The organism is Acinetobacter sp. AM (genome assembly GCF_003105055.1).
In the GTDB taxonomy this organism is placed as follows: Bacteria; Pseudomonadota; Gammaproteobacteria; order Pseudomonadales; family Moraxellaceae; genus Acinetobacter; species Acinetobacter tibetensis.
In genome coordinates this window covers 1-5,560 of sequence record NZ_QETG01000049.1, presented here as the reverse complement: position 1 = coordinate 5,560, position 5,560 = coordinate 1, and the positions used below count along the sequence as shown (strand labels likewise).

2 tRNA genes and 3 rRNA genes are annotated in these 5,560 nt (G+C 48.4%); all 5 read left to right on the top strand.

From position 1 onward, the window contains the following. The first annotated feature begins 168 nt into the window (after positions 1-168). The 5 genes from DCO44_RS16470 to rrf all read left to right on the top strand — a co-directional run bounded on the left by DCO44_RS16470 (position 169) and on the right by rrf (position 5,534). Positions 169-1,705: ribosomal RNA gene (locus tag DCO44_RS16470) — 16S ribosomal RNA — on the top strand. A 61-nt stretch (positions 1,706-1,766) separates the two neighbouring features. Beyond that, positions 1,767-1,843: transfer RNA gene (locus tag DCO44_RS16465), tRNA-Ile, on the top strand. 71 nt (positions 1,844-1,914) lie between these two features. Then, positions 1,915-1,990, top strand: a tRNA-Ala gene (locus DCO44_RS16460). Between the two features lie 364 nt (positions 1,991-2,354). Then, positions 2,355-5,248, top strand: a 23S ribosomal RNA gene (locus tag DCO44_RS16455). Positions 5,249-5,419: 171 nt separating this feature from the next. Continuing rightward, positions 5,420-5,534: ribosomal RNA gene (gene rrf, locus DCO44_RS16450) — 5S ribosomal RNA — on the top strand. Together the 16S, 23S and 5S rRNA genes with 2 tRNA genes alongside form the textbook arrangement of a ribosomal RNA operon. Positions 5,535-5,560 lie beyond the last annotated feature (26 nt).

The window sequence follows — 5,560 nt, the reverse complement described above, 5'->3', positions numbered from 1 at the left end:
AAGATCATTAAGAGATTATGAAGAACAACTTGTGTGGATTTTTACTGATTGATTGATCGAAATTATTTTCATTGATTGATGGTAGAAATTACTCGAAGTTTATTTGAGAAATATTTGTCAGAAAATTGATGAGCCAAGATTGGTGCCCTTATAGGTACTACTGATTTTAAACTGAAGAGTTTGATCATGGCTCAGATTGAACGCTGGCGGCAGGCTTAACACATGCAAGTCGAGCGGAGTGGTTGTGCTTGCACAATCACTTAGCGGCGGACGGGTGAGTAATGCTTAGGAATCTGCCTATTAGTGGGGGACAACATTCCGAAAGGAATGCTAATACCGCATACGCCCTACGGGGGAAAGCAGGGGATCTTCGGACCTTGCGCTAATAGATGAGCCTAAGTCGGATTAGCTAGTTGGTGGGGTAAAGGCCTACCAAGGCGACGATCTGTAGCGGGTCTGAGAGGATGATCCGCCACACTGGGACTGAGACACGGCCCAGACTCCTACGGGAGGCAGCAGTGGGGAATATTGGACAATGGGGGGAACCCTGATCCAGCCATGCCGCGTGTGTGAAGAAGGCCTTTTGGTTGTAAAGCACTTTAAGCGAGGAGGAGGCTACTAGTACTAATACTACTGGATAGTGGACGTTACTCGCAGAATAAGCACCGGCTAACTCTGTGCCAGCAGCCGCGGTAATACAGAGGGTGCGAGCGTTAATCGGATTTACTGGGCGTAAAGCGTGCGTAGGCGGCTGATTAAGTCGGATGTGAAATCCCTGAGCTTAACTTAGGAATTGCATTCGATACTGGTCAGCTAGAGTATGGGAGAGGATGGTAGAATTCCAGGTGTAGCGGTGAAATGCGTAGAGATCTGGAGGAATACCGATGGCGAAGGCAGCCATCTGGCCTAATACTGACGCTGAGGTACGAAAGCATGGGGAGCAAACAGGATTAGATACCCTGGTAGTCCATGCCGTAAACGATGTCTACTAGCCGTTGGGGCCTTTGAGGCTTTAGTGGCGCAGCTAACGCGATAAGTAGACCGCCTGGGGAGTACGGTCGCAAGACTAAAACTCAAATGAATTGACGGGGGCCCGCACAAGCGGTGGAGCATGTGGTTTAATTCGATGCAACGCGAAGAACCTTACCTGGTCTTGACATAGTAAGAACTTTCCAGAGATGGATTGGTGCCTTCGGGAACTTACATACAGGTGCTGCATGGCTGTCGTCAGCTCGTGTCGTGAGATGTTGGGTTAAGTCCCGCAACGAGCGCAACCCTTTTCCTTATTTGCCAGCACTTCGGGTGGGAACTTTAAGGATACTGCCAGTGACAAACTGGAGGAAGGCGGGGACGACGTCAAGTCATCATGGCCCTTACGACCAGGGCTACACACGTGCTACAATGGTCGGTACAAAGGGTTGCTACCTAGCGATAGGATGCTAATCTCAAAAAGCCGATCGTAGTCCGGATTGGAGTCTGCAACTCGACTCCATGAAGTCGGAATCGCTAGTAATCGCGGATCAGAATGCCGCGGTGAATACGTTCCCGGGCCTTGTACACACCGCCCGTCACACCATGGGAGTTTGTTGCACCAGAAGTAGGTAGTCTAACCGTAAGGAGGACGCTTACCACGGTGTGGCCGATGACTGGGGTGAAGTCGTAACAAGGTAGCCGTAGGGGAACCTGCGGCTGGATCACCTCCTTAACGAAAGATTGACGATTGGTAAGAATCCACAACAAGTTGTTCTTCATGACGATGTATCTGAGGGTCTGTAGCTCAGTTGGTTAGAGCACACGCTTGATAAGCGTGGGGTCACAAGTTCAAGTCTTGTCAGACCCACCAAATCTGACTAACGAAGCATTTGAAGGAATGCTGAATACAGAAAAACAGAGACATTAACTTATTGATAAGCTGGGGACTTAGCTTAGTTGGTAGAGCGCCTGCTTTGCACGCAGGAGGTCAGGAGTTCGACTCTCCTAGTCTCCACCATATATTGAATATCAATATATAAGCTAAGTAGTTAGATTATAGAAATTAGTAAATAAAGATTGGAAGATCTTGTTTTATTAACTTCTGTGATTTATCACAGTTTCCTGACCTGACGAAGGCTGGAAAAATCATTAACAGAATATATTTGAGTTGAAATAATTTGTTCATACTCGTTGAAAACGACATAGGCAACTATAAAGTGATTAAATGAGTTACTAGCGAAATTAACTGAATCAAGCGTTTTGGTATGTGAATTGAATTGAAGCTGTACCGTGTTTAAGTACACAGAACAACAAACTGTATGATCGAGCAATCGATCTGTCCTAGTGCTACTTGTGGGTACTACGACTGTTTGGGGTTGTATAGTCAAGTAATTAAGTGCATGTGGTGGATGCCTTGGCAGTCAGAGGCGATGAAAGACGTAATAGCCTGCGATAAGCTCCGGGGAGGCGGCAAATATCCTGTGATCCGGAGATTTCTGAATGGGGAAACCCACCTACTATAAGGTAGGTATTGCAACATGAATACATAGTGTTGCAAGGCGAACGAGGGGAAGTGAAACATCTCAGTACCCTTAGGAAAAGAAATCAATTGAGATTCCCTTAGTAGCGGCGAGCGAACGGGGAAAAGCCCATTAAGTCATATCAGTTTTAGTGGAATGCTCTGGGAAGTGCAACCATAGTGGGTGATAGTCCTGTACACGAAAGGGCTGATATGATGATGTCGAGTAGGGCGAGGCACGTGAAACCTTGTCTGAATATGGGGGGACCATCCTCCAAGGCTAAATACTCCTGACTGACCGATAGTGAACCAGTACCGTGAGGGAAAGGCGAAAAGAACCCCTGTGAGGGGAGTGAAATAGATCCTGAAACCGCATGCATACAAGCAGTGGGAGCCGACTAGTTCGGTGACTGCGTACCTTTTGTATAATGGGTCAGCGACTTACATTCAGTAGCAAGGTTAACCGAATAGGGGAGCCGTAGAGAAATCGAGTCTTAATAGGGCGTTTAGTTGCTGGGTGTAGACCCGAAACCAGGCGATCTATCCATGAGCAGGTTGAAGGTTGGGTAACACTAACTGGAGGACCGAACCCACTGTCGTTGAAAAGCCAGGGGATGACTTGTGGATAGGGGTGAAAGGCTAATCAAGCCTGGTGATAGCTGGTTCTCCCCGAAAGCTATTTAGGTAGCGCCTCGGACGAATACCATAGGGGGTAGAGCACTGTTTCGGCTAGGGGGTCATCCCGACTTACCAAACCGATGCAAACTCCGAATACCTATGAGTACTATCCGGGAGACAGACTGCGGGTGCTAACGTCCGTAGTCAAGAGGAAAACAATCCAGACCGCCAGCTAAGGCCCCAAAATTATAGTTAAGTGGGAAACGATGTGGGAAGGCATAGACAGCTAGGAGGTTGGCTTAGAAGCAGCCACCCTTTAAAGAAAGCGTAATAGCTCACTAGTCGAGTCGGCCTGCGCGGAAGATGTAACGGGGCTAAAACTATATGCCGAAGCTGCGGATTTGCAATTTATTGCAAGTGGTAGGGGAGCGTTCTGTAAGCCGATGAAGGTGTATTGAGAAGTATGCTGGAGGTATCAGAAGTGCGAATGCTGACGTGAGTAACGACAATGCGAGTGAAAAACTCGCACGCTGAAAGACCAAGGGTTCCAGTCCAACGTTAATCGGGGCTGGGTGAGTCGACCCCTAAGGCGAGGCCGAGAGGCGTAGTCGATGGGAAATTGGTTAATATTCCAATACTTCTGTGTAATGCGATGAGAGGACGGAGAAGGTTAAGTCAGCCTGGCGTTGGTTGTCCAGGTGAAAGGTTGTAGGCATGTATCTTAGGCAAATCCGGGGTACTCTATGCTGAGAACTGATAGCAAGCTGTACTTGTACAGTGAAGTGGCTGATACCATGCTTCCAGGAAAAGTCTCTAAGCTTCAGTTACACAGGAATCGTACCCGAAACCGACACAGGTGGTCAGGTCGAGTAGACCAAAGCGCTTGAGAGAACTCTGCTGAAGGAACTAGGCAAAATGGTACCGTAACTTCGGGAGAAGGTACGCTGCTGACGGTGATTCCCCTCGCGGGATGAGCTATTGGCAGCCACAGAAACCAGGCCCCTGCAACTGTTTATTAAAAACATAGCACTCTGCAAACACGAAAGTGGACGTATAGGGTGTGATGCCTGCCCGGTGCTGGAAGGTTAATTGATGGGGTTAGCGTAAGCGAAGCTCTTGATCGAAGCCCCAGTAAACGGCGGCCGTAACTATAACGGTCCTAAGGTAGCGAAATTCCTTGTCGGGTAAGTTCCGACCTGCACGAATGGCATAATGATGGGGGCGCTGTCTCCAGCAGAGACTCAGTGAAATCGAATTCGCCGTGAAGATGCGGTGTACCCGCGGCTAGACGGAAAGACCCCGTGAACCTTTACTGCAGCTTGACATTGAACTTTGATCTTACTTGTGTAGGATAGGTGGGAGGCTTTGAAGTTGGAACGCTAGTTCCAATGGAGCCGTCCTTGAAATACCACCCTGGTAATATTGAGGTTCTAACTCTGTCCCGTTATCCGGGACGAGGACCATGTCTGGTGGGTAGTTTGACTGGGGCGGTCTCCTCCTAAAGAGTAACGGAGGAGTACGAAGGTGCGCTCAGCGTGGTCGGAAATCACGCGTAGAGTATAAAGGCAAAAGCGCGCTTAACTGCGAGACCCACAAGTCGAGCAGGTACGAAAGTAGGTCTTAGTGATCCGGTGGTTCTGTATGGAAGGGCCATCGCTCAACGGATAAAAGGTACTCTGGGGATAACAGGCTGATACCGCCCAAGAGTTCATATCGACGGCGGTGTTTGGCACCTCGATGTCGGCTCATCTCATCCTGGGGCTGAAGCAGGTCCCAAGGGTATGGCTGTTCGCCATTTAAAGAGGTACGCGAGCTGGGTTTAGAACGTCGTGAGACAGTTCGGTCCCTATCTACCGTGGGCGCTGGAAATTTGAGAGGATCTGCTCCTAGTACGAGAGGACCAGAGTGGACGAACCTCTGGTGTACCGGTTGTGACGCCAGTCGCATCGCCGGGTAGCTATGTTCGGAAGGGATAACCGCTGAAAGCATCTAAGCGGGAAGCCTACCTCAAGATAAGATTTCCCTAGGACTTTATGTCCTCTAAAGAGCCGTTGAAGACTACGACGTTGATAGGTTGGATGTGGAAGCATAGTGATATGTGAAGCTGACCAATACTAATTGCTCGTGAGGCTTGACTATACAACACCCAAACAGTTGGTGTTGTGGTTCAAATCACTGCAAATAACTTGATTTAGTTATAAAGCTAGATACAATATCCAACTCAAATATACCTGTTAATAACTCATTTGATGAAAGTTAGGCATACACGCTGTGTAAATAAGACCATAACGAATAGTCATAAACAGTTGTGCTGGCGACAATAGCAAGAGTGAACCACCTGATCCCTTCCCGAACTCAGAAGTGAAACCTCTTAGCGCTGATGGTAGTGTGGGGTTACCCATGTGAGAGTAAGTCATCGCCAGCTCATTTATTCAAACACCCCCTAACCAA